The organism is Fibrobacter sp. UWB2 (assembly GCF_002210425.1).
Taxonomy (GTDB): Bacteria; Fibrobacterota; Fibrobacteria; order Fibrobacterales; family Fibrobacteraceae; genus Fibrobacter; species Fibrobacter elongatus.
Window position 1 is genome coordinate 400,594 of record NZ_MWQK01000005.1, and the last position, 21,206, is coordinate 421,799.

The 21,206-nt window shown below is 50.8% G+C and carries 17 protein-coding genes and 1 tRNA gene; 7 read left to right on the top strand and 11 right to left on the bottom strand.

The window, feature by feature from the left end; all coding sequences use genetic code 11:
* Positions 1–109 precede the first annotated feature (109 nt).
* From B7982_RS11935 to B7982_RS11945, 3 genes are all read left to right on the top strand, one after another.
* On the top strand, positions 110–538 hold the full coding sequence (locus B7982_RS11935) for a PTS sugar transporter subunit IIA (protein WP_233138531.1): 429 nt from the start codon (positions 110–112) through the stop codon (positions 536–538).
* A gap of 129 nt (positions 539–667) precedes the next feature.
* A tRNA-Val gene (locus B7982_RS11940) sits at positions 668–742 on the top strand.
* 99 nt (positions 743–841) lie between these two features.
* Positions 842–2,140, top strand: a complete 1,299-nt coding sequence (locus tag B7982_RS11945) for a TolC family protein (RefSeq protein WP_088660944.1) — start codon at positions 842–844, stop codon at positions 2,138–2,140.
* Between the two features lie 50 nt (positions 2,141–2,190).
* Here B7982_RS11945 and B7982_RS11950 read toward each other — a convergent pair whose 3' ends face one another.
* Positions 2,191–3,345 (bottom strand): NYN domain-containing protein, encoded by a 1,155-nt coding sequence (locus tag B7982_RS11950; RefSeq protein WP_088660945.1) that lies wholly within the window; start codon positions 3,343–3,345, stop codon positions 2,191–2,193.
* Between the two features lie 197 nt (positions 3,346–3,542).
* Here B7982_RS11950 and B7982_RS11955 point away from each other — a divergent pair, with 197 nt between their 5' ends.
* The gene (locus tag B7982_RS11955; RefSeq protein WP_088660946.1) at positions 3,543–5,090 is read left to right on the top strand and encodes a T9SS type A sorting domain-containing protein; all 1,548 of its coding nucleotides are present in this window, start codon (positions 3,543–3,545) and stop codon (positions 5,088–5,090) included.
* 244 nt (positions 5,091–5,334) lie between these two features.
* Complete coding sequence (locus tag B7982_RS11960; RefSeq protein WP_088660947.1) at positions 5,335–6,858, top strand: T9SS type A sorting domain-containing protein; 1,524 nt, start codon at positions 5,335–5,337, stop codon at positions 6,856–6,858.
* Between the two features lie 78 nt (positions 6,859–6,936).
* Here B7982_RS11960 and glmM read toward each other — a convergent pair whose 3' ends face one another.
* From glmM to B7982_RS11990, 6 genes are all read right to left on the bottom strand, one after another.
* Positions 6,937–8,277 (bottom strand): phosphoglucosamine mutase, encoded by a 1,341-nt coding sequence (gene glmM / locus B7982_RS11965; RefSeq protein WP_088660948.1) that lies wholly within the window; start codon positions 8,275–8,277, stop codon positions 6,937–6,939.
* A gap of 21 nt (positions 8,278–8,298) precedes the next feature.
* On the bottom strand, positions 8,299–8,631 hold the full coding sequence (locus tag B7982_RS11970; protein WP_088660949.1) for a cupin domain-containing protein: 333 nt from the start codon (positions 8,629–8,631) through the stop codon (positions 8,299–8,301).
* Between the two features lie 61 nt (positions 8,632–8,692).
* Complete coding sequence (locus B7982_RS11975; RefSeq protein ID WP_088660950.1) at positions 8,693–9,463, bottom strand: hypothetical protein; 771 nt, start codon at positions 9,461–9,463, stop codon at positions 8,693–8,695.
* Between the two features lie 206 nt (positions 9,464–9,669).
* The gene (locus B7982_RS11980) at positions 9,670–10,575 is read right to left on the bottom strand and encodes a bile acid:sodium symporter (protein ID WP_088660951.1); all 906 of its coding nucleotides are present in this window, start codon (positions 10,573–10,575) and stop codon (positions 9,670–9,672) included.
* A 162-nt stretch (positions 10,576–10,737) separates the two neighbouring features.
* Positions 10,738–11,997 carry a diaminopimelate decarboxylase gene (gene lysA, locus B7982_RS11985; protein ID WP_073425305.1) on the bottom strand — a complete coding sequence of 420 codons (1,260 nt, stop codon included), beginning with the start codon at positions 11,995–11,997 and terminating at the stop codon, positions 10,738–10,740.
* Between the two features lie 160 nt (positions 11,998–12,157).
* The gene (locus B7982_RS11990; RefSeq protein WP_073425304.1) at positions 12,158–12,625 is read right to left on the bottom strand and encodes a glycogen-binding domain-containing protein; all 468 of its coding nucleotides are present in this window, start codon (positions 12,623–12,625) and stop codon (positions 12,158–12,160) included.
* A gap of 69 nt (positions 12,626–12,694) precedes the next feature.
* Between B7982_RS11990 and rpe the strand changes: the two genes are divergently transcribed.
* Positions 12,695–13,342: a ribulose-phosphate 3-epimerase gene (rpe, locus tag B7982_RS11995; protein WP_088660952.1), complete on the top strand. Its 648-nt coding sequence runs from the start codon at positions 12,695–12,697 to the stop codon at positions 13,340–13,342.
* A 290-nt stretch (positions 13,343–13,632) separates the two neighbouring features.
* On the top strand, positions 13,633–15,228 hold the full coding sequence (locus B7982_RS12000) for a chorismate-binding protein (protein WP_088660953.1): 1,596 nt from the start codon (positions 13,633–13,635) through the stop codon (positions 15,226–15,228).
* Positions 15,229–15,297: 69 nt separating this feature from the next.
* Here B7982_RS12000 and B7982_RS12005 read toward each other — a convergent pair whose 3' ends face one another.
* The 4 genes from B7982_RS12005 to B7982_RS12020 form a co-directional block, all read right to left on the bottom strand.
* Entirely contained in the window at positions 15,298–17,058 is a 1,761-nt protein-coding gene (locus tag B7982_RS12005) for a glycoside hydrolase family 9 protein (protein WP_088660954.1), read from the bottom strand.
* A gap of 250 nt (positions 17,059–17,308) precedes the next feature.
* Positions 17,309–18,364 (bottom strand): glycoside hydrolase family 18 protein, encoded by a 1,056-nt coding sequence (locus B7982_RS12010; protein WP_088660955.1) that lies wholly within the window; start codon positions 18,362–18,364, stop codon positions 17,309–17,311.
* 17 nt (positions 18,365–18,381) lie between these two features.
* A complete protein-coding gene (locus tag B7982_RS12015; protein WP_088660956.1) occupies positions 18,382–19,041 on the bottom strand; it encodes a hypothetical protein in 660 nt (219 codons plus the stop codon).
* 12 nt (positions 19,042–19,053) lie between these two features.
* A complete protein-coding gene (locus B7982_RS12020; protein ID WP_088660957.1) occupies positions 19,054–21,195 on the bottom strand; it encodes a hypothetical protein in 2,142 nt (713 codons plus the stop codon).
* Positions 21,196–21,206 lie beyond the last annotated feature (11 nt).

Genomic DNA, 21,206 nt, shown 5'->3' on the forward strand with positions numbered 1-21,206 from the left:
AAATCTTACCAAACCGCAATAATTATTCTAAAATGGTTGTTTGACAGATACACAAAAAGGAACATAATAAATCATGCGACTTTCTGAAAGATTTGTAGATAATTGCATCTTGATTAACTCTTCCAGCGAAACTAAGGAAGCCATTCTTAACGAATTGGTAGATACTCTTTGCAGCGCCTACAAACTTGACCACCGCGACGAAATCTTTGAAGCCATCTGGACGCGCGAACAGAGCCGTTCCACGGGCATCGGTTGCGGTCTTGCTGTCCCCCACGCCAAGATTGACTACGTCGACCGCATGTGCATGGTCGCCGCTACCATCGAAAAGGGCCTGGACTTCCAGTCCTTTGACGGTGAACCGGTTTATTTGCTCATCCTCATCGTGAGCCCAGGCAATACAGTCGGCCCGCACCTCAAGGCACTTTCTTCCGTGAGCCGCCTCCTCGCTGACGGCAACGTGCGCAAGGACCTCATTGCCTCCAAGACCCCGGCAGAGTTCCTCACCATTCTCCGCGCCGCCGAAGACAAGTTCCTTTAATGCGGCTTCGCCGCAGTTACTAGTCAATAGCTACTAGTTAATAGAAACGAATTTATCTAGTAACTCAAAACTAATAACTCAACATCACTTGACAATCTTCAATAGCTTTTCTATATTTGCTCTCACCTCGGACGGTTAGCTCAGTTGGTTTAGAGCGCTGCTTTCACACGGCAGAGGTCACTGGTTCAAATCCAGTACCGTCCATTCGAAAAGGCTTCCGCAAGGAAGCCTTTTTGTGTTTGTACAAATTTGCTATCTTAAAATTCACGCAACCAAAATATATAGCTGGGGCATCTAAAAGGTATGAATTACAGAAAAGCAATCGTTCTCGGTATTTTTGCGTCAGCATCGCTCGTTTTCGCTGATGGTTCTTGGACCTTAAGCGCATGCCTCAAGCAGGCCAAAGAAAAGAGCCTCAAGCTCGAATCCGCAAAGCTCCGCGAACAGAAAGCTGATGTGAGCCTCGAACAGGCGAAAGTCGGAAACTACCCCACGCTTTCCGCAAGCATCGGCAATACCCTTTACGATTCCCCGTTCAGAGACGGTCCGCAAGACCATTACCGCTTAAACGCAGGCCTTAGCGCTTCTTACACGCTCTGGGACGGTGGCTCTACGAGACTTTCCATCCAAGCAAATGAAATCAACAAGGAAGCGACGCGCCTTTCAACAAAGGAAACCGAGCGCTCCGTGCAAGAAAGCGTCTTGAACGCCTACATGAACTTGCTCGCCGCAATCGAAAAGTTGCACACCGCAGACGCAACCGTCGAACTGGCGAAGGCCGAATTCGAGCACTACAACACGCTGTTCGAAGCAGGCTCCATCACCAAGAAAGACTTGACACAGTCGCAGGCAAACGTGCTCCAGAAGGAAGCGTCCCAGCTCGCAGCTCAGCTGAGCGTGAATACCGCAAAGACGACTCTCCGCCAGCTCTTGGAACTCCCGGAAAGCGAAGCGTTCGAGATCTCCGCTCCGGAAACCGAAATCCAGACACCGGACGCTCTCACGCCGATTCCGACCCTCAATGAGCTCCAGTCCACAGCCACGGAAACAAATCCGGGATTAAAGTCTGACAGCCTCGCCATCCAGGTCGCAAAGAAGAACACCGAAATTGCAGGCAAGGGCAAGTCCATCAAGGTCTCGCTCGGCGCAAGCGCAAGCACCGGCCTCCAGGCCTGGGAATCCAGAAAGTACGGAAGCCAGCTCAAAAACGGCTACTCGCACAGCGTTTCGTTGAACATCAACATCCCGATTATCGACGGCGGTGCAACCGAGAACAAAGTCTTGCAGGCGCAGATTAGCGAAACAGAAAGTCAGGTCGCTTTGAAGGAACAGGCAAAAACGCTCGAAAACAATATCGAAAAGCTTTACCTGAACGCACTCAGCGCCGACATGCAGTGGAAGGCGGCAATCCTCCAGGTCGAAGCGGAAAACGAAGCCTTGCAGGTCGCCGAAGAACAGCGTAACGTAGGCGCCCTCACGTACACCGATTACCTCACGCAGAAGAATCGCCTCGAAAGCGCACAATCCACGCTCACGAACGCCAAGTACACAAGCCTCTTGGCCCGCAACCTTCTTGATCTGTATCAAGGAAAGCTAGATTAAAAAGGTGATTCCCGCTCAAGGCGGGAATGACAATGCGAAAGGCGTAGCCGCTACACGAGTTTTTCGGCTTCGCCTTCAGCGTACTTTCCGTACAAAATAGCGATGATATCTTTCTTGGGGACCTTTTGACCGGTCTCCTTGAGGCTCACGCGGAGCCTGTCAAGCATCGCCTTGTCAATTTCTTTCCAGTACTGGTTTGTCTCGGTAAGCGTCCAGAGCTTGTCATCGCCACCACTGATCGTCACGAGTTTCGCCTTGAAGAACGTGCTCAGCGCGCGGTTGATAATGCTGCTCGTCGTACCGGCAATATTCTTTGCAACAATTTCCTGAACCAGATCCTGCTTGTTCATTGGAACAAACGAAGTGAGGTCGCAAGCTTCGGCATAAATCTTCTTGAGCATATTGCGCGGGAACATATCCCAGCCCTTACGCTTAAGCGCCTTTGCCAAAACCATCTGCGCATCTTCTTCGACAGCGACTTTCTGCTCGGCAAGTGCGACCATGTATGAACCGCCGCCCACATCCGTCATTTGAACAAAGTCAGCGGACTTCACGAAATCCTTGAACGTCTTGAAACCGAGGCGTTTTTCGTTAAATGCATTATCGAGTCCGAGCATCTTGGGCTTGATCGCCGCAAGAGCAATCGGGCCATCTTCTTTTTGCAAAACGCTACGGAGCATTTCCATGGAATCGATTTTCTCGGAAACAATCAGGTTTGCGCGTTCCTTGGCATCGGCGACTTCATCGCCGGAATCGTCATCGGCTGGGGCCGCATCGTCCGTGTAAATGTAGCGGGAGCATGAATTCTTGACGCATTCGCTCAGCGGGGACTTGGGTCCCACGCCAATCACTTCCTTGCCCTGTTCACGCAGCTTGCGGAAAAGCGGCGAAAAGTCGGAATCACCCGTAGCAAGCACAATCCACTGCACCTGGGAATCGAGCGCCACTTCCATCGTATCGACCGTCATCTTGATGTCCGTCGAATTCTTACCGCTCACCGGGTGGAACGTGTGCACGAGTTCAAAACCATTTTCATTGAGCGCGGACTGCAACGGGATCAGCTGTGGCGTGGACCATTTGCCATACGCCTTGCGCACGACAATCTGCCCGAGCGGCAAAAGTTCGTCCATGAGCGACTGTACACCGTTATTTTTGACCCAGTTGGTCAAGTTCTCTGCGTCGATAAAAATTGCAATGTGGTTCATGAGCGTATATATAGAATTTAACTTGACCCGTCCAAAGTTTACAAATTTCTTACAAAATCAGTTCTTTGTCCAAGGTTCTTGACAAAATGTCCATAACAATATATTTACATAAGAGATTATTTTCTTTTTGGAAAATAAATTAGGATTGGGTTAAGAGGTCCAGAGAGAAATTTTTGGATTTCAAAAAGGAGTGCTCGATGAAAGCGAAACGTCTTTCGTTCGTTACCGCAGCATGCGTTGCGGCTTTATGTACCACATCATTTGCCTACACGATTAGCGGAACCGTTTCCGACGATCAGGGCAAACTTATCAAGGACGTTGACGTCAGCTTGCTCAAGGAAGGCAAGACCACAAAGACAGACGACCAGGGTAAATTCACCATCCATGAAGACGAAGAAGAAGTAGGCATCAACCCGAGCTTCAGAAACGCAGTCGGATACATCAGCGTCAACAACGGCATTCTCTCTTACTCCCAGAGCAGCACCTCGCCTGTTCAGGTAAAGATTTACAACTCGCTCGGCAACCAGGTTTTCAAGAAGACGTTGCAGGGCTCCGGCACGTATGACTTGAGCAAGGGCATCAAGGCACGCGGCACCTACTTTGCACAGGTCTCGGTCGGTTCTGCTACGCAAAAATTCAAGTTCACGACAGACGGAAGCTTCAGCAGTTCCTTCGGCACGCAAGCAGGCGCACTTATGAAGGACGCCCAGAAAGGTGAAGCCATCCGCTTTGTCCTCGATGGCTACGACACGCTCACCATCGCACTCAACACGCTTGACACAAACCTCAACGTGAAGCTCACGAAGAGCGTACCGGCAGAACAGACCTTCAAATTCGGCTATGCCCTCAAGAACGAACCGCGCAAGAGTAAAGGGTGCGGCAAGGCTTCCAGCTTGAGATCCAACAGAAAGGTCGAAAATGGCGAACAGTTCTCCATTAATGTTGGAGGAAAGAATCGCACATTCTTCATCACCTTGCCAAACAATTACGACAACACCAAGCCACACAAGCTCCTTATTGCAAACCACTGCATGGGATCTAAGGCAGAAGACTTCGTGCACCATAATCCGGACTACGACCATCCGACTCCGTATTATGGCCAGCAGAAACTGGACAAGAACGGCGACTACATCTTCGTAGCACCTCAGGGTAACGATAACGGAACCTGGAACGGAAAGGATGACCACCAGTTCGTTGACGAAATGATTACCACGATGTTCGACAACTACTGCGTTGATACGACTCGCGTTTTCGCCACAGGATTTAGCTTCGGCGCCATGTTCACGAACTCTCTCGCTCAGGACTTGCAAGAAAGACTCCGCGCTGTAGCCGTCTACGCAACTGCAGACTACAACATTTGGCTCCCGTCTGCAGGAACAGGTCGTTATGACGCCAAGAACTTGCCTATCGCCTGGATGGGCGTACACGGCAAGAGAGACGGCGTGTGCAACTACGACCGCGCCAAGACCAGCGCCCTCCCGAGAATTCTCAAGCGTAACGGCAAGGCCGATGCAAACGGCAACTTCACCGACGCAAGTTCCGAAAAGCCGCAAGAATTCAACGGCACTGCAGGCCACCTCTGCTATGATTTCAAGAATGTCGACGAACGCTTCCCGGTCAAGTGGTGCAGCTGGAACGGCGAACACCAGTGGACAGCACATGACGGCCCCAACACGGGTACCGGACAGGGCTGGCAGAACACTTGGGTTCCTGAAGAAGCTCACAAGTTCTTCGAACAGTTCTAATCATAAACGAATTTCATAAATCAGCTCTCTACCCAAAAGCGGTTCCTCCCCAGGAGCCGCTTTTTTCTGTCATGCCCGCGCATTCCGGCCCTTCGGCATCGCCAACCTTAGCGGGACTTGTAAAAATCATTTTATAGACAATTCATCCATAAACATGGAGCGCAAACGCGTAACATTCATCACATCTGGAATTAAATTAGTTTATAGTGAGGTGTGTCTTAGGAGTTTGGTAAAAGGAGTACGTATGATTAAAGCGCCCAATCTATTTACGGCCGCGTGTTTTGCCTTGTGCGGGATGGCATCGGCATACACAATCACGGGAACCGTTTCTGACAACGACGGCAAGGCACTCAAAGGTGTCTCGGTTGACTTACTCAAAGAAGGCAAGAACGCCACGACAGACGACAAGGGTAAATTCACCATCCAGGAAGACGAAGTGGGCATCCATCCGGGTTTCAGAAACGCCGTCGGATTTGTCAGCGTCAACAACGGTATCCTTTCTTACTCCCAGAGCAGCACCTCGCCCGTGCAGGTGAAGATTTACAACTCGCTCGGCCACCAGATTTTCAAAAAGACATTGCAGGGCGCAGGCACGTATGATTTAAGCAAAGGACTCAGCGCACGCGGTACTTACTTTGCACAGGTCTCTGTCGGTAACGCCAAGCAGAATTTCAAGTTTACGACGGACGACAGCTTTACAAGTTCTTTCGGCTCGCAAGCAAGCGCCCTCATGAAGGATGCCGCCAAGGACGAAGCACTCCGCTTTACATTCGAAGGCTATGACACGCTCACCGTGCCGCTCGGAACGCTCGACACAACCGTTGACGTGAAGCTCTCGAAGACCATTCCTCCCGAACCGACGTTCAAATTCGGTTACGCCTTGAAGAACGCACCGACCCCGAGTAAGGGCTGCGGCACCAATTCCACACTGAAGAAAGTCAAGAGCGTCGAAAACGGCGACCAGTTCCAAATCAAAGTCGGTAGCGACACCCGCGATTACTTTATCACCTTGCCGAAGAACTACGACAACAAGAAACCGCACAAGGTTCTCTTTGCACTCCACTGCTACGGTAGCCGCGGTGAAGACTTCGTGCATCACAAAGCAGACTACGACCATCCGACTCCGTACTACGGCCAGCAAGTGCTCGACAAGAACGGCGACTACATCTTCGTTTCGCTTGACGCCATTGGCGGCCTTTGGACCAAGGGACAAGGCGACCACGATTTCTTTGCACAGACACTCACGACTTTGAACGACAACTACTGCATTGATACGAGCCGCGTGTTCATTACAGGCTTTAGCTTTGGCGCCATGTTCAGCTACTCACTCATGCAAGACATGCAGAGCCGCGTCCGCGCTGCAGCCACCTACGCAGTCGCTGACTACAACATTTGGCTCCCCGAAGGCAACAACATGAAGAACTTGCCGATCGCCTGGATGAACGTTCACGGCAAAAACGACGGCAGATGCGATTACAACCGCGCCAAGAACAGCGCCCTCCCGAGAATCCTCAAGCGTAACGGCAAGGCCGACGCCAATGGCGACTTCACCGACGCAAGCTCCGAAAAGCCCAAGGAAGTGAGCGGCAATACCGGACACGTCTGCTACGACTTTACGACCGTCGACGAACGCTTCCCCATCAAGTGGTGCAGCTGGCCGGGTGACCATCAGTGGACCGCTCACGACACCGGTAACATGGGCGTTGGCTGGAACTGGGAAAGCACTTGGGTTCCTGAAGAAGTCCACAAGTTCTTTGAACAGTTCTAAAGATTTCCTATACACTCTCTAATGTTCAAGGGCTCGCCGGAAACGGCGAGCCCTTTTGGTTTAATTTGTTGTTTGCGACTAAATCAATTTTTCGACTTTACTACAAAGAGTCTCAGCTTCTTCAGCAGTCGGAGCTTCGGCAATCACGCGGATCACGGGTTCCGTGTTGCTGGCGCGCACATGCACCCAGGACTTTTCACTCCCGAGCCAGAGACCGTCGCGTTCATCCGTCTTCCAGCCGGCAAATTCTGCCTTGACCTTCGGGAGAATGTCAGCAACCTTCTTGTCGCCGAGTTCGAACTTTTTCTTCGGCATCACGTAAGCCGGATTTTCAGCCACGAACTTTTCCGGACCGCCGTTGTGGTGGGCCATCCAGCTAAGCACAAGTGCTGCAGCCACGAGGCTATCGCGACCGTAGTGGAGTGCCGGGAGAATCACACCGCCATTACCTTCGCCACCGATGACGCAACCGTTTTCGATCATCTGGAGGCTAACGTTGATTTCACCGACTTTGGCGCGGCTGAATTCACAACCGTACTTGGCGGCAACATCTTCGTTCATGCGGCTCGTGGAGAGGTTCACGCAAACGCTACCCTTCTTCTGGGCAAGCACTTCGTCCGTTGCAATCGCGAGCGTGTATTCTTCACCGATACTTTGTCCCAAACCATCGACGAGAGCGCAGCGGTCTGCATCCGGATCCACGGCAAAGCCAACAGCACAGCCGTTATCCTTGACAGCCTTGCGCAAATCACCGAGGTTTTCAGGAATCGGTTCTGCTCCGCGCGGGAACGTGCCATCCGGGCTGCAATGAACGCGAACAACTTCGCAACCGAGCTGTTCCAAGAGACGCGGCACAATAAAGCTACCGGCACCATTCACAGCATCGACAGCGACCTTGAAATGCTTGGCCTTGATGGCTTCGACATCCACGAACGGAATCTTAAGCGTGCCATCGATATGAATGCCATCGGCATCCGGGGCAACTTCGTACTTGCCCATCGTGCGGTAATCTGGATAGCTGAACTGGTTAGCATCAGCGAGAGCAAAGAGCTGCTTCACATCATCCGGACCGAGGAAAAGACCCTTGTTGTTGAGGAACTTGAGAGCGTTCCATTCGAGCGGGTTATGGCTAGCGGTAATGATGATGCCCGCATCAGCCTTGAAATGCGTCGTCAAAAGTTCCACGGACGGAGTCGTCGAAAGGCCCACATCCACCACATCCACGCCAGAAAGGCGGCAAATACCAGCAACAAACTGCACGATGGCATCACCTGTGGGGCGGCTATCGCGACCAATCACCACGCGTTTTGCCTTCGTGATTTCGAGGAATGCACGCACGTGGCTCTGCAAGATCTGCGGAGTAAGGGTATCACCAACTATTCCGCGGATACCAGAAATAGAACGCATCAGTTTAGACATATTTTCTCCAATAAATTAAACTTAGCCAAGCTCCGGGACCGTCGCATAAAAGACGAGATCTTCCGGACCTTCATTTATCAAGCTGTGGGAATGGCCCTTCGGGCAGAAATGGCACTGGCCTGCTTCGACGTATTCCACGCCGTCATCAAAAAGAACCTTGCCCTTGCCCGAGACAAAGAACATAATTTCGCTGTTGGTTTCGTGCTTGTGAAAACCGATAGATGCACCAGCTTCGAGCGTGCCGTGCATAATGCGCGTCGTGCCGTCGAAATACATCTTGGCCTTGTATTCTTTTTCGCCACCCTTAAAATTCGGGAGAACAGTCGTCTCCATGCCTTTTAAATCAATAATCATTATGACCTCTTTGAACGAGGAAATAATAGAATTTTAGGGAAAGAGAGCCAACCATGCGGGTCTAAACGTTGCGGCGATATCCGCTCAAAGCAAGGAAAATAATGGCCGGAACGTAGAAGAGCCAAATAAAGTTATTCGACACAACCGCCAAGATTTCACGGGTCGAATGGTCCGCCCCCGTAAGGAGCGAAATTCCCGTGAGTGCATCGCAGCACGTAAAGAAAATCATCCCGAACATGATGAGGAACGCATTTTTCTCCGGGAAAAAGCCTAGCGTTGTCGCTCTGCACGCCATATAGAGCGAGCACAAAAGCGTAGGCGCGTACGCGAGAACCGCCATGAGCATTACAGATTCAAGGACCTTGAAATATGCAAGGAAAAGCATCGCAACTACAGCCGCAAGCGGGATACAGTAAATCCATGGGAACGACCAGTCCGTATTCTTTGTACGCGAATGTCGATAAATTAAAATCATCTGCGCCATGAAGAAAAAGCCGATGCCAAGCGTGATAAAATTTTCTCGAGTTTCAGGCGTGCCAAAATAATTGTACAGGATTTTAAAACAAAAGTCGGCACAAAGAATCATCAAGAAACTCATCTGCAAAAAGAAGCGGTCGCGCCTAGTGACTGAACGTCTGCCAATCATAAACGCAAGTAGCGTTGCAATAAAGGTTACAATAAACTTTGTGATGTTCTGAAAATCGCTGGTAGAATCTAGACACGACTGAACAGCACCGCACTGATGCAGCACATACCAGTCACGCACAAAGAATGACACAAAAAGGATTGCAACAAAGGCAATCAAAGATGAAACCAGCTTCGAATACACCATGTGTATAAATATAAAGCGGTCGTAAGCAAAAAGTAAAGAAAAGTTTAAAAATTTTCTTGTATGTGACGATGAACAAATTTCATTTTGTCATGCCCGCGAATGCGGGCATCACCATCTCGATATAAAAAAGGAGATGCCCTGTCGGAGCAGGGCATGACATTTTGATTTCAGAAATATTCTAAGTTCTAAGATCTAAATTCTAAGTTCTAACTATCTTTTTTCGGCTTGATTTTTGCGGTCATGTAACTGAGCACGAGGTTCTGCCATACAACGTAGCAAGTCGGGGCGAGCGCCACCACCGGGCCCGCGTAAAGGCTAGAAACCCAGATGACAAGCGTCGTATTCTTTTGCCCCATGCTCTGCGAGCCTTCAATCGGACGGCGACCGCGTTCGCAAACCCATCCAAGCCAAAACTGCAAAAGACAAAGCACAAGCGAAACCGCAGCCATCAGCGGGAGCTTTCCGCTATTCCACAAGTCGGCAAAGCCCATCTCGCGAATATCGAAGCTTGCCTTGGACAAAATAATGAACACCGAAAACGTCCATACGAACATCGTGTACTTCTGGTATTTCGCGGCACGGTCAGCAAGTTCCGGATAAAAGTTACGGAGCCCAAACGCAAACGCCAGCGGAATGCTGATAATCGGCTGGATCGTATTGAAAATTTTCATCGCGATTTCAGAGAGGTCCGCCTCGGCGCCCGTCAAATAGCCAAAGATCACCGGAATGCTAAAGCACGCAATCAGGTTACCGCTGAGGAAAATCTTGAGTGCCAAGGAAGCACTGCCACCAAGCATTTTTGCCATTGCAGGTGCCGCATTCGCAGGCGGGCAAAGCGCAATAATCGCACCGCCCAAAAGTACTTCACGCGGCAAGTGGAAAAGTTCCACAACGCCCCAGAGGGCAGCGATAATCACGAGACTTGCGATAAACGCGCGGGCTTCAATCTTGAACGTGTAACCATGCGTCTGCGGCGGAATTTTCGTCACGAACGTAAGGAACATCATAATGCCGATAGTGAACGGCAAGAGCGGCGACAGAAAGTGCGCCTGAGGAATGAGGATGCCGGCGAGAATGGCGACCGGCATGAGAATAGCGCGTAAATTACCCATAGTCTTATTTCCGAGACCAAAGGTAGTAAATTGAGTATGGACTTGGCTAGGAAAAAGGAGATGCCCCATCGGAGTGGGGCATGACAGGGAACAAACGCCGGGGTGACGAATGCAAAGGAAATGTGGCAATGCCGGAACTGCGTCCGGCATGACATCCAACGCTTACAATTCAATAATGCGATCGTTTTGCAGCAATTGTTCGAAAGTTTGGCGTTCACGAACGAGCTTGATTTCACCCTTCGTGTACATCGTTTCGGCAGCGTAGCGACGGCTGTTGTAGTTGCTGCTCATGGCGGCACCGTAAGCACCGGCATCATGGAGAATCAGCAAATCACCAACCTGAGCCTTCGGGAGCTTGCGAGTCACGACAAAGCCACCTTCTTCCTGCGTGAACACGTCACCGGATTCGCAAAGCGGGCCTGCGACAACAGCGTCAACAGTTTCGTTCAGTTCACGACCGTCACGGGCAACCACAGAAATAGCATGGTAGCTACCGTAGAAGCTCGGGCGAACGAGATCGGTAAAGCCAGCGTCGAGCAAGTAGAACAAATTATTTCCCTGCTTCTTCACGGCACGAATTTCCGCAACGAGGTAGCCGCTTTCTGCAACAAGGTAACGGCCCGGTTCCACTTCGAGATGGACATCATGACCAATGCTCTGCTGGATACGCTTGCGGGCGTTATCCCACAAATCATAGTAAGCCTTCACGTCAATGCGGTTGCCCTTTTCTTCTTCGTGATACGGAATCGGGAGGCCACCACCAGCGCTAATCGTGCGGAGGTGAGAACCGAGGTGACGGCTAGCGTCCACCATGGCATCGCAAACCTGGGCCAAGTGTTCAAAATCCGTGCCGGAACCGATGTGCATGTGCAAACCGGTAATCCACATGCCGTTGCTCTGGGCGAGCTTGATGCAGTCCTTAATCTGTTCGTGCCAAATGCCGTGCTTGGAAAGGTCGCCACCGGTATTCGTCTTGCGGGAGTGACCATGGCCAAAGCCCGGATTCACGCGGATGGTGAGTTCAGACTTCACGCCAAAATCAGCGAGCTGCTGAATCATGTCCGGAGAGCCCACGTTCACGGCGATGTCGTACTTCTTCACGAGTTCGAGAGCATCGCGGTCGAAGATATCGGCAGTGTAGACAATTTCAGGAACCTTGCCCTTCTGCTGTCCACCCTTGAAGCCGGCCTTGAGGGCGCGCACAATTTCACCAGCGGAGACGGCGTCGACAACGCAGCCAAGCTTGCGGATGAGCGAAACCACAGAGAGGTTCGGGCATGCCTTTTGGGCAAAGCGCACAGTGTCAAAAACCTGCACGTCCTTTACAGCACGTTCAATCGTCGCACGGTCATAAATCCAAAGCGGGGTGCCGTATTCACTGGCCGCTTTCAAAAGCACTGAATCAGGGATGGAATATTTCATACGGGGGCAAATTTAGAAAAATAGAACTTAGAACTTAGAACTTAGAATTTAGAATTATAACAATATTTTCGTTTTTCACTAGTTTACTATTTTACACAAAATGAAAAAAACGCCGAGCTATTTTGCCCGGCGCATTTTCAATATTTTTCAATCAGAGCAATTATACGTGCTTGATCTTATTGTCGCCTGCGTCCCAGTTCACACCGTCACAGACAAACTTGTATTCGTAGTCGCCCGGAACAAGGGAAATCTTTGCAACCCAAAGACCCGTCTTCTTGTCCTTCTTGAGCATGTCGGCATCGACAGTCCAGTTGTTGAACGTACCAGCAACAGAGACGGTTGTTGCAAGCGGGCAGTCGGCAACGAATTCGACAGCGACCTTCTTCGGAGCGGTAGCCTTCGGAGCCTTTGCTGCAGCCTTCTTTGCCGGAGCCTTGGCGACCTTCACTTCAGCTTTCGGGGCTTCGACTTTTGCAGCCTTAGCCGGCTTTTCTGCCTTCGGAGCGGCCTTCTTGGCAGGAGCCTTCACGGTTTTTGCGGCGGATTTTTCTGCAGCGGGTTTTGCCGCAGCCTTCGTCGCAACTTTCTTTACGGGTTTTGCAACCACAGTTTTAGAATTCTTGGACATAATAATCTCCTCTTATTTCTTAGTGTCCTAAATTTAGTAAAAAAATTTTTATTTTGCTATATTTGAAATATGCTTAAACAAATCATCGCTCCAAGCGTCTTGAACGCAAACTTCCTCGAACTCGGCAATGGTCTCAAGGCCATTGAAAACGGAGGCGCAGGCCTCGTTCATTTGGACATCATGGATGGGCACTTTGTCCCAAACATCAGCTTTGGCCCGGGCATTTCTGCCTGTGTCAAGAAGGGCACCAAGCTCCCGCTCGATTGTCATTTGATGATTGAAAATCCGGAAAACTACGTAGGTGAATTTGCTAAAGCAGGCGCAAGCATCATCAGCGTGCACGCCGAAACCACAAACCACCTCGACCGCTTGCTGCACCAGATTGCAGAACTCGGCGTCAAGCCCGCAGTCGCAATCAACCCGGCTACCCCACTCGAAAGCATCAAGTATGTGCTCGACATCGTGGACATGGTCTTGATTATGTCCGTGAACCCGGGATTCGGCGGCCAGAGCCTGATTCCCTACTGCCTCGACAAGATTCGTGAACTCCGCGCACTCAAGCCGGAACTCAACATCCAGATTGATGGTGGCGTAAAGCTCGACAACATCCTAGCCTGCAAGGAAGCGGGCGCAAACATCTTCGTCGTCGGTAGCGCTATCTTTGGCAAGCCTGATCCAGAAGCCGTCTGCCGTGAATTTGTGAATTTAGTTAAATAAACTCGCGAATCAAAAGCAAAAAAGGTCCCGCAAGGGACCTCTTTTTTTACATCGGCGTCGATGCTGCAGAAGCAAAGAGGGCCGACACAAAAATTATAGAGACAACAATAAGAAAATACCAGTTTTGCATGTCAGTAATATATACTGAAAACTTGCAAGAAATCGCTTATTTTCAAAAAGTTACAATTTTGCTACAAAGTAACCGTGATTGTAACAGGCTATTAACATTAGAACGACTTTCTTGTATAGCAATATTTATATTTGCGCCGTCAAAAACGAGCCCTTCGATTATGCAAATATACACTAATAAAGTATTTAATAATCCGATTGAAACAATTGAAACTTTCGACCCACAAAAGGTCCAGTCCGCACTCGACAGAATTGAATCTTTGCAACGCCAAGACTATTACCTTCTCGGCTACATGCGCTACGACCTGAAGAATATAGCAGGCGACGCACCCCTTATCTACTTCGAAGCCTACGATTCGTTCCAGCCGTTCGAAGAAAAAATTCCCAACTACAAAATCGGCACCATCGTAAAACCGCGCCTATCAAAAGAAGAATACTCGCAAAAGATTGATTACATCAAAGAGCAAATCAAAAATGGGATTACATACGAAGTCAATTACACATACCCTTCAACGCTAAGAACAAACGCAAGTGATTTAGACTTATTCCAGTTCCTTTTGCCAAACCAGAAGACTCCTTACAACGCCTTTTTGCAAAACAAGTACGAGACGATCCTGTCTTTCTCACCGGAACTGTTTTTCGTGAAGCGCGGCAACAAGATTTTGACAAAGCCCATGAAGGGCACGCTCAAACGCGGCAAGACTTCCGAAGAAGACGACGCTTTGCAAGAATTCTTGCACAACGACTTAAAGAACCGCACCGAAAACGTCATGATTGTAGACCTGCTGCGAAACGATCTCGGGAGAATTTCAAAGCCGGGAACCGTCCGCGCAGACAAGCTGTTCGAAGTTGAAAAGCACAAAACCGTTTTCCAGATGACTTCCGAAATTTCATCGGAACTAAAAGACGGCACAACACTTTACGACATCATCAACGCAATTTATCCATGCGGTTCCATCACGGGTGCGCCAAAAATTTCTACAATGGAAGTCATCGCCAATGCAGAACCATTCCCGCGAGAAGTGTACTGCGGAGCCATCGGCTACATCCACGGCGACGAAATGATTTTCTCCGTCCCCATCAGAATCTTGCAGAAAAAGCAAGGCGAATCTGATTACAGATACAATGCCGGCGGCGCTATCACATGGGCTTCTACCGCAGACGACGAATGGAATGAAACAATGACCAAGGCAAGTTTTTTGAATACCGATTTTTCGCTGATTGAAACAGGCATCACCGATTTCGAGATGCATCTCGAACGTTTGAGAAATTCAGCAAATGCACTCGGCTTCACCTGGAACAGCGACCTTGAAAAAATCAAGTTCGATAGTTCTGTCGTGAACAGGATTGAACTTTCCAAAGACGGTCACTTTGAACTCACGACAAGACCAATTCCCGCACCCAAGCAAGATCCAAAAATCAAAATTGTACACAAAGTAAATTCATCCAATCCGTTTCTGTATCACAAAACGAGCATTCGCCTGCCATTCCCGAAAGAAGTCTTTGACGAAATCTGCGTGAACGAGAAAGGCGAAATCACCGAAGGCACGTTCACGAACATCGGCATTCTAAAAGACGGCATCATCTACACGCCGCCTATCGAGTGCGGGCTTTTAAACGGCATCACAAGACAAAAGCTTTTAAACGAAGGCAAGACCAAAGAAAAAATCCTGTACCCGAGTGACCTTCAAACAGCCGAGAAAATCTACTGCTTCAATTCCGTCCGCGGCATTGTGGAAGTGACGCTCGACGAATAAATCCGGCATGACAAGTAAAAAGGCGGGCCAAAGCCCGCCTAATCCTAAATCACACAACCTAGCGCAAACTTACTTTACAACCGCATTGGCGTGGCCCAAGTAAATGGCCTGCAAAGCGCCAGCGAGATATGCAAGCGGAGCGTTCCAGTTGATGGCCACTTCGTTTGTTGCATAGCTGCAACGGTTATCGATGTAGGCAAGTGCCGGCTTGTCTGCAACAGCGTAGTTCGGGCACTTCCAAAGTTCCTTGCCATCGAGATTGATATCCTGCTTGCCCAAGTGCGGGCCGCCCACGAGCATGCCCGGGACCGGATCATCAACAAAGTCAGATTCGCTCACACGGTGATGCGGGTTGCGCGGGCTTCTGTAGCCAAAGCCAGTCACGTACGTCATTTCAATCGGGTTCTTGCCCAAGAGGTAATCGAGGCACTGCTGTGCGCCATCCAAATAGCTCTTGTCACCCGTGACATAATAAGCGTGGAGTAACACGATTCCGTTGTTTGCCATGGCACTGTTACTGCCCCAGTTCCAGCTAGACGGAAGAGCCGGGAGTCTGTATGCACTCGTATCGCCAACCGCACGAAGTTCGTTTGCAGCGGCAAGCAATGCCTTGCGAGCGGCACCACCGAGCTTTGCGCCAAAGTCAGCAGAATCCAAAGCTACATGGTAAACAGCGAGCATATTCACATCGCCCCACCACGGTCCATCGCTTCTGATCTTGTAAGCGCTCAAGTCGTTGAGATAATTCTTCTTCTTTGTGGCGCGGAAAAGTTCCGTTGCAGCAAAGGCAAATTCATCCTTGCCGTCTTCGCCGCCATACGTATAGTCGCCCGTCTGCACATCGGAGGGTTGCTTGTACAAAGCCTTCGGATTGTGCTTTGCCCAATAATAGGCGGCACCAGAAGCCTTGAGCATGCGGTCTGCAAAAGCCTTGTCAAACGGTGCATACACGCGAGAAGCCTGAGCCATCACTGCCGCAAAGTCAAGTGTTGCAGTCAAGCTCTTTTCAATCGCGTAACGCTTTGCGCCATCAATTTCAGGCATCGTGCTGGAGCCGAACTTGAGCGATGTGAGCTTGTGGTAAACACCACCGTCCTTGTCCTGCATCGAAAGCATCCAGTCCAGATTCCAGCGGATTTCTTCGAGGAGCGCCGGCATCTTCGGGAATTCACGCGGGATGTTCCACTGGAGCGTATCCATGAATGCCGGGAAGTGTTCATAAAGTTCCAAAAGCGTAAACACGGTAATGCCCGAGTTCACAATGTACTTGCCGTAATCACCGGCATCGTACCAGCCGCGCTGCGACTTGATAATCTTCGGGTCGGCCTTCTTTGGAGCGGGCTTGCCCTTGGACTGAGCAACAACCGTTGCCGTCGGCAAATCCGTACCGTAAACCGTCACGCTATCGTCGATGTGGCCAGCCGCACGAGCCCACTTGCCCGCATAGCGCGTATCGAGAGCCATGCCCGCACGCTGGAAATAGAACCACTTGAGAGCAGCCTTCGTCAAATCTTCATAGACGTTCTCGCCAATCACGACCGGGTTACCGATATAGCCGTCTCTGTACAGGCGGTACGTGCCCGGCTTCTTGATCGAAGAAATATCGTACGTCTGGACTTCTTCGCCACTGTAGTCCCAATCGTAGACCATCGGGGCTTCGAGCGTAAGCACCGTGTTCCCAGCCATGTCGCGGACTTCGAGCGGGTTCGCGTCGTTACCGGGGATGACGACCGTCTTTTCGGATTCGGGGGCAAACCCAAGCTGGTTCACCAGCGGGATTGCAAAAGTCGGCACCGCAAAAGCAAGCGCGGCAAATAGATGTTTACGCATACAAAACCTCATTTTTGTCAAAAAATACCTTTTCTTTTGTAAAAGCGTACCTACACCACCCATTTTAATGTTTACTATAGGCAACGCTAAGTGTATCGAGTGTATTAATCAGACGAGAGAATGCCACTTCGTGGCTACAGACGAAAGACGAAAGAAAAAATCCTCGGCGCTTGTTGCGTCGAGGATTTTCAAAAGCGTTTGTAAGTCTCGCGGATTTTGTGAATCTCGCGATTCGCTCAAGCTCCAAGAATTACTTCTTCTTGCCAGCCTTGTAGTTCACGCCCGGACGGAGTTCGAGGCCAACCGTCACGAGGAGCGAGACGATCGGTTCGTAGTGGTCCTGGGAGAGGTCGTACACGGCAACGCCTGCCATGCCTTCGCTCTTCACGTGCTGGGCAACAGCCTTCACAGACGGGATACCCATGAACACGATAGATTCGGTTTCGCTCACAGCCACTTCGGACTTGGAAGCTTCATCGAATGTCACCGTGTAGTCCGGCGTGTCAAAGCGGTTCATGAGTTCTGCATACGGAAGGTAACCTTCGTTACCGCTGCCCACGCCCTGGTGGCTAGAGCCGAGGCCCTTAGCACCGGCAAAGGACTTACCGTAGAGGAACACCACCGGAGCAAGGAGGTCCTTATTCACGCCAGCAGCTGCAACAGCGTCAAGCGTTTCCTGCACAGAGTTTGCGCTCTGGTTCGGAACGAGGCTGCTTTCGCTTTCGGTCATGAGGTCGGTCATGAACACATCCACGTAAGCGAGACGGTTCAAGGCTTCAGCCTTGTAGGCATCCATGCCGGCGGCCGGGTAAATCACGGCCGTCACCGTCGAGCCAGAAAGACCGTCGACCAAGGCGTTCACCATCTTGGCGTAGTCTTCGGAATCATCCGTCGTGAGGTTTTGCCAGTCGAGTTCAACGCCATCGCCGCCGTTCGTTGCAATCCAGTCCTTCACGTTAGAGACGAAGGAAGAAAGCGTTTCGTCGGAGGAAGCGATAGCCTTGAGGCTCGATTCTGCTTCCATGCCACCCACGGAAACAATCAGCTTTACGCCGTTTTCCTTGGACATGCTAGCGAGGTTCTTGAAGTTGTCGGCATCGTATTCGTCGGCAAAGGCAACCGCACCTTCTGCAGTCGGAGTGATCGACATGTAATGGATGTCGGTCACGAGATTGTAGCGGATATCCTTGGCGTAGAACTGAGAATACTGACTCCAATACGGATAGAAGCCAATCACTTTGTCAGCGGCAGCCTGGGCCATTGCAGCGCCCATGGCAAGAGCCAATGTAATAACTTTAAAGTTCATTTTGAATACCTCTTATCCTATTGAATCAGACGATCAACGCCAGCTGCGTCACGGCAGTAAAGTCCGGTATCCGGAGTGAAGCCGGCAGCAGAAGTAGCCCTGGAGGCCTGCTTCTTTGCAATCTCCAAACTACTGCGGGCCGGGTTAGCGGCTTCGTCAGCACGGCAGGCACGGTAGGCCCAGCCATGTTCTCTACCGAATACGTTGAACTGCTGGGAGATGGCCACATAGTCCACAGGGACTGTGAGGAGCAATGCGGCATCGTCAGCAACGTTGATAAAGTTGTATTCAGCCAAGCTATTGAAAATTTCGTTAGCCGTGCTGTCAGCAGAACTCATCTGGGCAATGAGATCAGCCCACTGTTCATAAGAATGGGCGCCAATCTGCGGATGCGTGTAGATGGCACCGAGTCTTTCCGTATCCTGGAGGAATGCGGCATCATCGGCCTTCTTTACGGCATCGTAATCTTTACCAAGAGAGGTCTTAAACTGACTATTATAATCAGCCACATAGTCCTTGAGTTGGCGAGCACGCAGTTCAGGGTGCAAGGACATGTATTCCTGAGCGTTAAAGCCTTCCGGAAGGGCTTCTACATAAGGGTCGTTAACGGCCATCGAGCCGCAGGCGCTCAAAACGCCTGCCACGAGAATCATCATGTACTGGTGAAGTTTTTTCATTTTCAGCACCTCTTAGAAATTCACCGTCACATCGGCAAGGAGAACGAGCTTGCTGATGGAAATTTTGTTAACTGCAGGAACGCCGATAACGGAGTATTCGAGTTCGTTCTTAAGCAAACCGCCCTGGAGAGAGACGTAAGAGAGCGGAGCGAGCTTTACGCGAGCACCACCGAGAGCGAGCATTTCCGTAGCCTTGGTCACCGCAGCGGCAGCCACAGCGTAGCCATTTCCGAATTCCTTCGTGTACATCTGGATGCCGCCGAGCAATGCGATCGGACCCCAGACATCGGCAGTAAAGCCAGCAACAATGCGGTCAGCCTTGCGCTTCAGGTAGGAATCTTCTTCACCGTGAGAGTAAGAACCCTGGAGGAGAATCTGGCGGTCAAGACCAGCGAGAGCGCCAGCATCGACACCGAGACCTGCAGCGAATTCCGTGAACTTGTTTTCGGTAGAGATCGGAGCAAAGGTCACCGGATCATAGCCGATCAAGTTGCTCTGCGTAACCATGTTGACGCGGGCGTTGAAGGTCACCTTGTCAGCCCAGTTCACATCAACCTTGGCGGTAATGCCCTTGCGGTCCGGAGTAGCCTTGCCGAGCGGCAATGCGAGGCTCACAGACGGGTCGATATCCATGAACGGCTTCAAGGAGAGCATTTCGAGCTTCTTGTAGGTGTTGCTCGTGTAACCGTTACGGTAGAAGTGACCGTTCTTGTAGTTGTTATCCAAGCGAGAGTACATATAGGGGCTTTCGCCAGCATCTGCGCTAAGGGAGTTAGAACCACCAGAAGTCATCAAGTTCGTGGCCTGCAACGTCGTAGAGTTGTAGACGCTGAAGTAGAGGTTTTCGAGGCTCGATGCACCGAAGGTTGCCAAGACGAGGCTATCAGCCGGGTTGCCATAGAGAGCGTTGCCATTGAAGATGGTCGAACGGCCCATGTAAACCGGAGTAGAGGCGAGTTCAGACCAGAAGCCCGAATCCGTCTGGAAGTAGCCTGCATCGACCTTGAAGTCGATATCGCTGATATTGCCCTTCACGAAGAGGTCTGCATAGAAGCTTTTGCCATCGACATCAGCGTAATCTTCGTTCGTGTAGGTCGTCACAGCCTTCGTTACCGGCTTGAGGTAGACAAAGGACTTACCATCTTCCTTACCAGCCATGGCGTTGTAAGAAGTCTGGTTTTCCTTAACATTGTAGTCGCGGTCAACCTTCCACTTGGACATGGCAAATTCGCCAGTCAAGCCGAACGTCACAGGGAGTTCCGGGAGGAGCTTCTTGGAATCGAAAGCCACATCGGCAGAAATCACCATGTTGTTATCGTAGTAGATGGTATCGGCATCGCTAATCGGCCTAGAACGGCGGGTCTGCTTGCGGTCCATCAGGTTCACGAAGTTCACACCGAGATGAGCACCATAGGCATCGGCACCGACACGCACACCGAGGAGGTAGCGGTCAGCAAAGTCGAAGTCGAAGAACACCTGGTCAATCTTCTTGGCCGTGTTGCGGAGGCGAGCACCCGTGAGCTGGGCGGTGATGTTATCAAGCACGCTCACATTGCCGCTGTTGTAAACGACGTTGAGACCCTGCAACAGGCGACGGCTCGTAGTATCGAGGTTGCGCTTTTCAAGGGCTTCGCGACGCTTTTCAGCGAAGATTTCCGGTTCCTGAAGGATTTCGGTCTGCGGAGTGTAAATGGTGAGCGGGGTATAACCGACACGCATGTAACCCAAGTTGAAATCCACATGCTTGTTCAGGATGGTACCATCGTAGCTGAACCAGTGGCCGATAATCGGGTTGTTGTTTTCGTCGTAAGCGTTCTGCCAATCCTTGTGCAAACGCAACTGGACATCAATCATCGTCTCGGAGCTCGGACGGGCGGTCAAGCGGAGGTTCACATCCGTGAAGGCCTGGTTTTCCTGAGTCGGAGATTCGCTAGCGAACTGATCGGAAGAAGCGAAGGATGCTGCAATGCCAGCCTTAGCCGTACCGTTGATCTTGAGGCCAAGCACAGCCGCATTGAGAGAATCCAGCTTTTCCAACAGGGATTTCTGTTGCGTCACAACCTCAGCCTGGTTGTCGGCGGCAAAAGCAGATGCTGCCGAGAAGGCTACTGCGGAGGTCAGTAAAAATTTGCGCATGTTCATATTGAAATTCATTCTAGTTACCT

Bases quoted from the DNA above. Each gene is read 5' to 3' on its own strand.
- B7982_RS11945 (WP_088660944.1), top strand. From the start codon at position 842: ATGAATTACAGAAAAGCAATCGTTCTCGGTATTTTTGCGTCAGCATCG.
- B7982_RS11950 (WP_088660945.1), bottom strand. From the start codon at position 3,345: ATGAACCACATTGCAATTTTTATCGACGCAGAGAACTTGACCAACTGG.
- B7982_RS11955 (WP_088660946.1), top strand. From the start codon at position 3,543: ATGAAAGCGAAACGTCTTTCGTTCGTTACCGCAGCATGCGTTGCGGCT.
- B7982_RS11960 (WP_088660947.1), top strand. From the start codon at position 5,335: ATGATTAAAGCGCCCAATCTATTTACGGCCGCGTGTTTTGCCTTGTGC.
- glmM (WP_088660948.1), bottom strand. From the start codon at position 8,277: ATGTCTAAACTGATGCGTTCTATTTCTGGTATCCGCGGAATAGTTGGT.
- B7982_RS11970 (WP_088660949.1), bottom strand. From the start codon at position 8,631: ATGATTATTGATTTAAAAGGCATGGAGACGACTGTTCTCCCGAATTTT.
- B7982_RS11975 (WP_088660950.1), bottom strand. From the start codon at position 9,463: ATGGTGTATTCGAAGCTGGTTTCATCTTTGATTGCCTTTGTTGCAATC.
- B7982_RS11980 (WP_088660951.1), bottom strand. From the start codon at position 10,575: ATGGGTAATTTACGCGCTATTCTCATGCCGGTCGCCATTCTCGCCGGC.
- lysA (WP_073425305.1), bottom strand. From the start codon at position 11,997: ATGAAATATTCCATCCCTGATTCAGTGCTTTTGAAAGCGGCCAGTGAA.
- B7982_RS11990 (WP_073425304.1), bottom strand. From the start codon at position 12,625: ATGTCCAAGAATTCTAAAACTGTGGTTGCAAAACCCGTAAAGAAAGTT.
- rpe (WP_088660952.1), top strand. From the start codon at position 12,695: ATGCTTAAACAAATCATCGCTCCAAGCGTCTTGAACGCAAACTTCCTC.
- B7982_RS12000 (WP_088660953.1), top strand. From the start codon at position 13,633: ATGCAAATATACACTAATAAAGTATTTAATAATCCGATTGAAACAATT.
- B7982_RS12005 (WP_088660954.1), bottom strand. From the start codon at position 17,058: ATGCGTAAACATCTATTTGCCGCGCTTGCTTTTGCGGTGCCGACTTTT.
- B7982_RS12010 (WP_088660955.1), bottom strand. From the start codon at position 18,364: ATGAACTTTAAAGTTATTACATTGGCTCTTGCCATGGGCGCTGCAATG.
- B7982_RS12015 (WP_088660956.1), bottom strand. From the start codon at position 19,041: ATGAAAAAACTTCACCAGTACATGATGATTCTCGTGGCAGGCGTTTTG.
- B7982_RS12020 (WP_088660957.1), bottom strand. From the start codon at position 21,195: ATGAATTTCAATATGAACATGCGCAAATTTTTACTGACCTCCGCAGTA.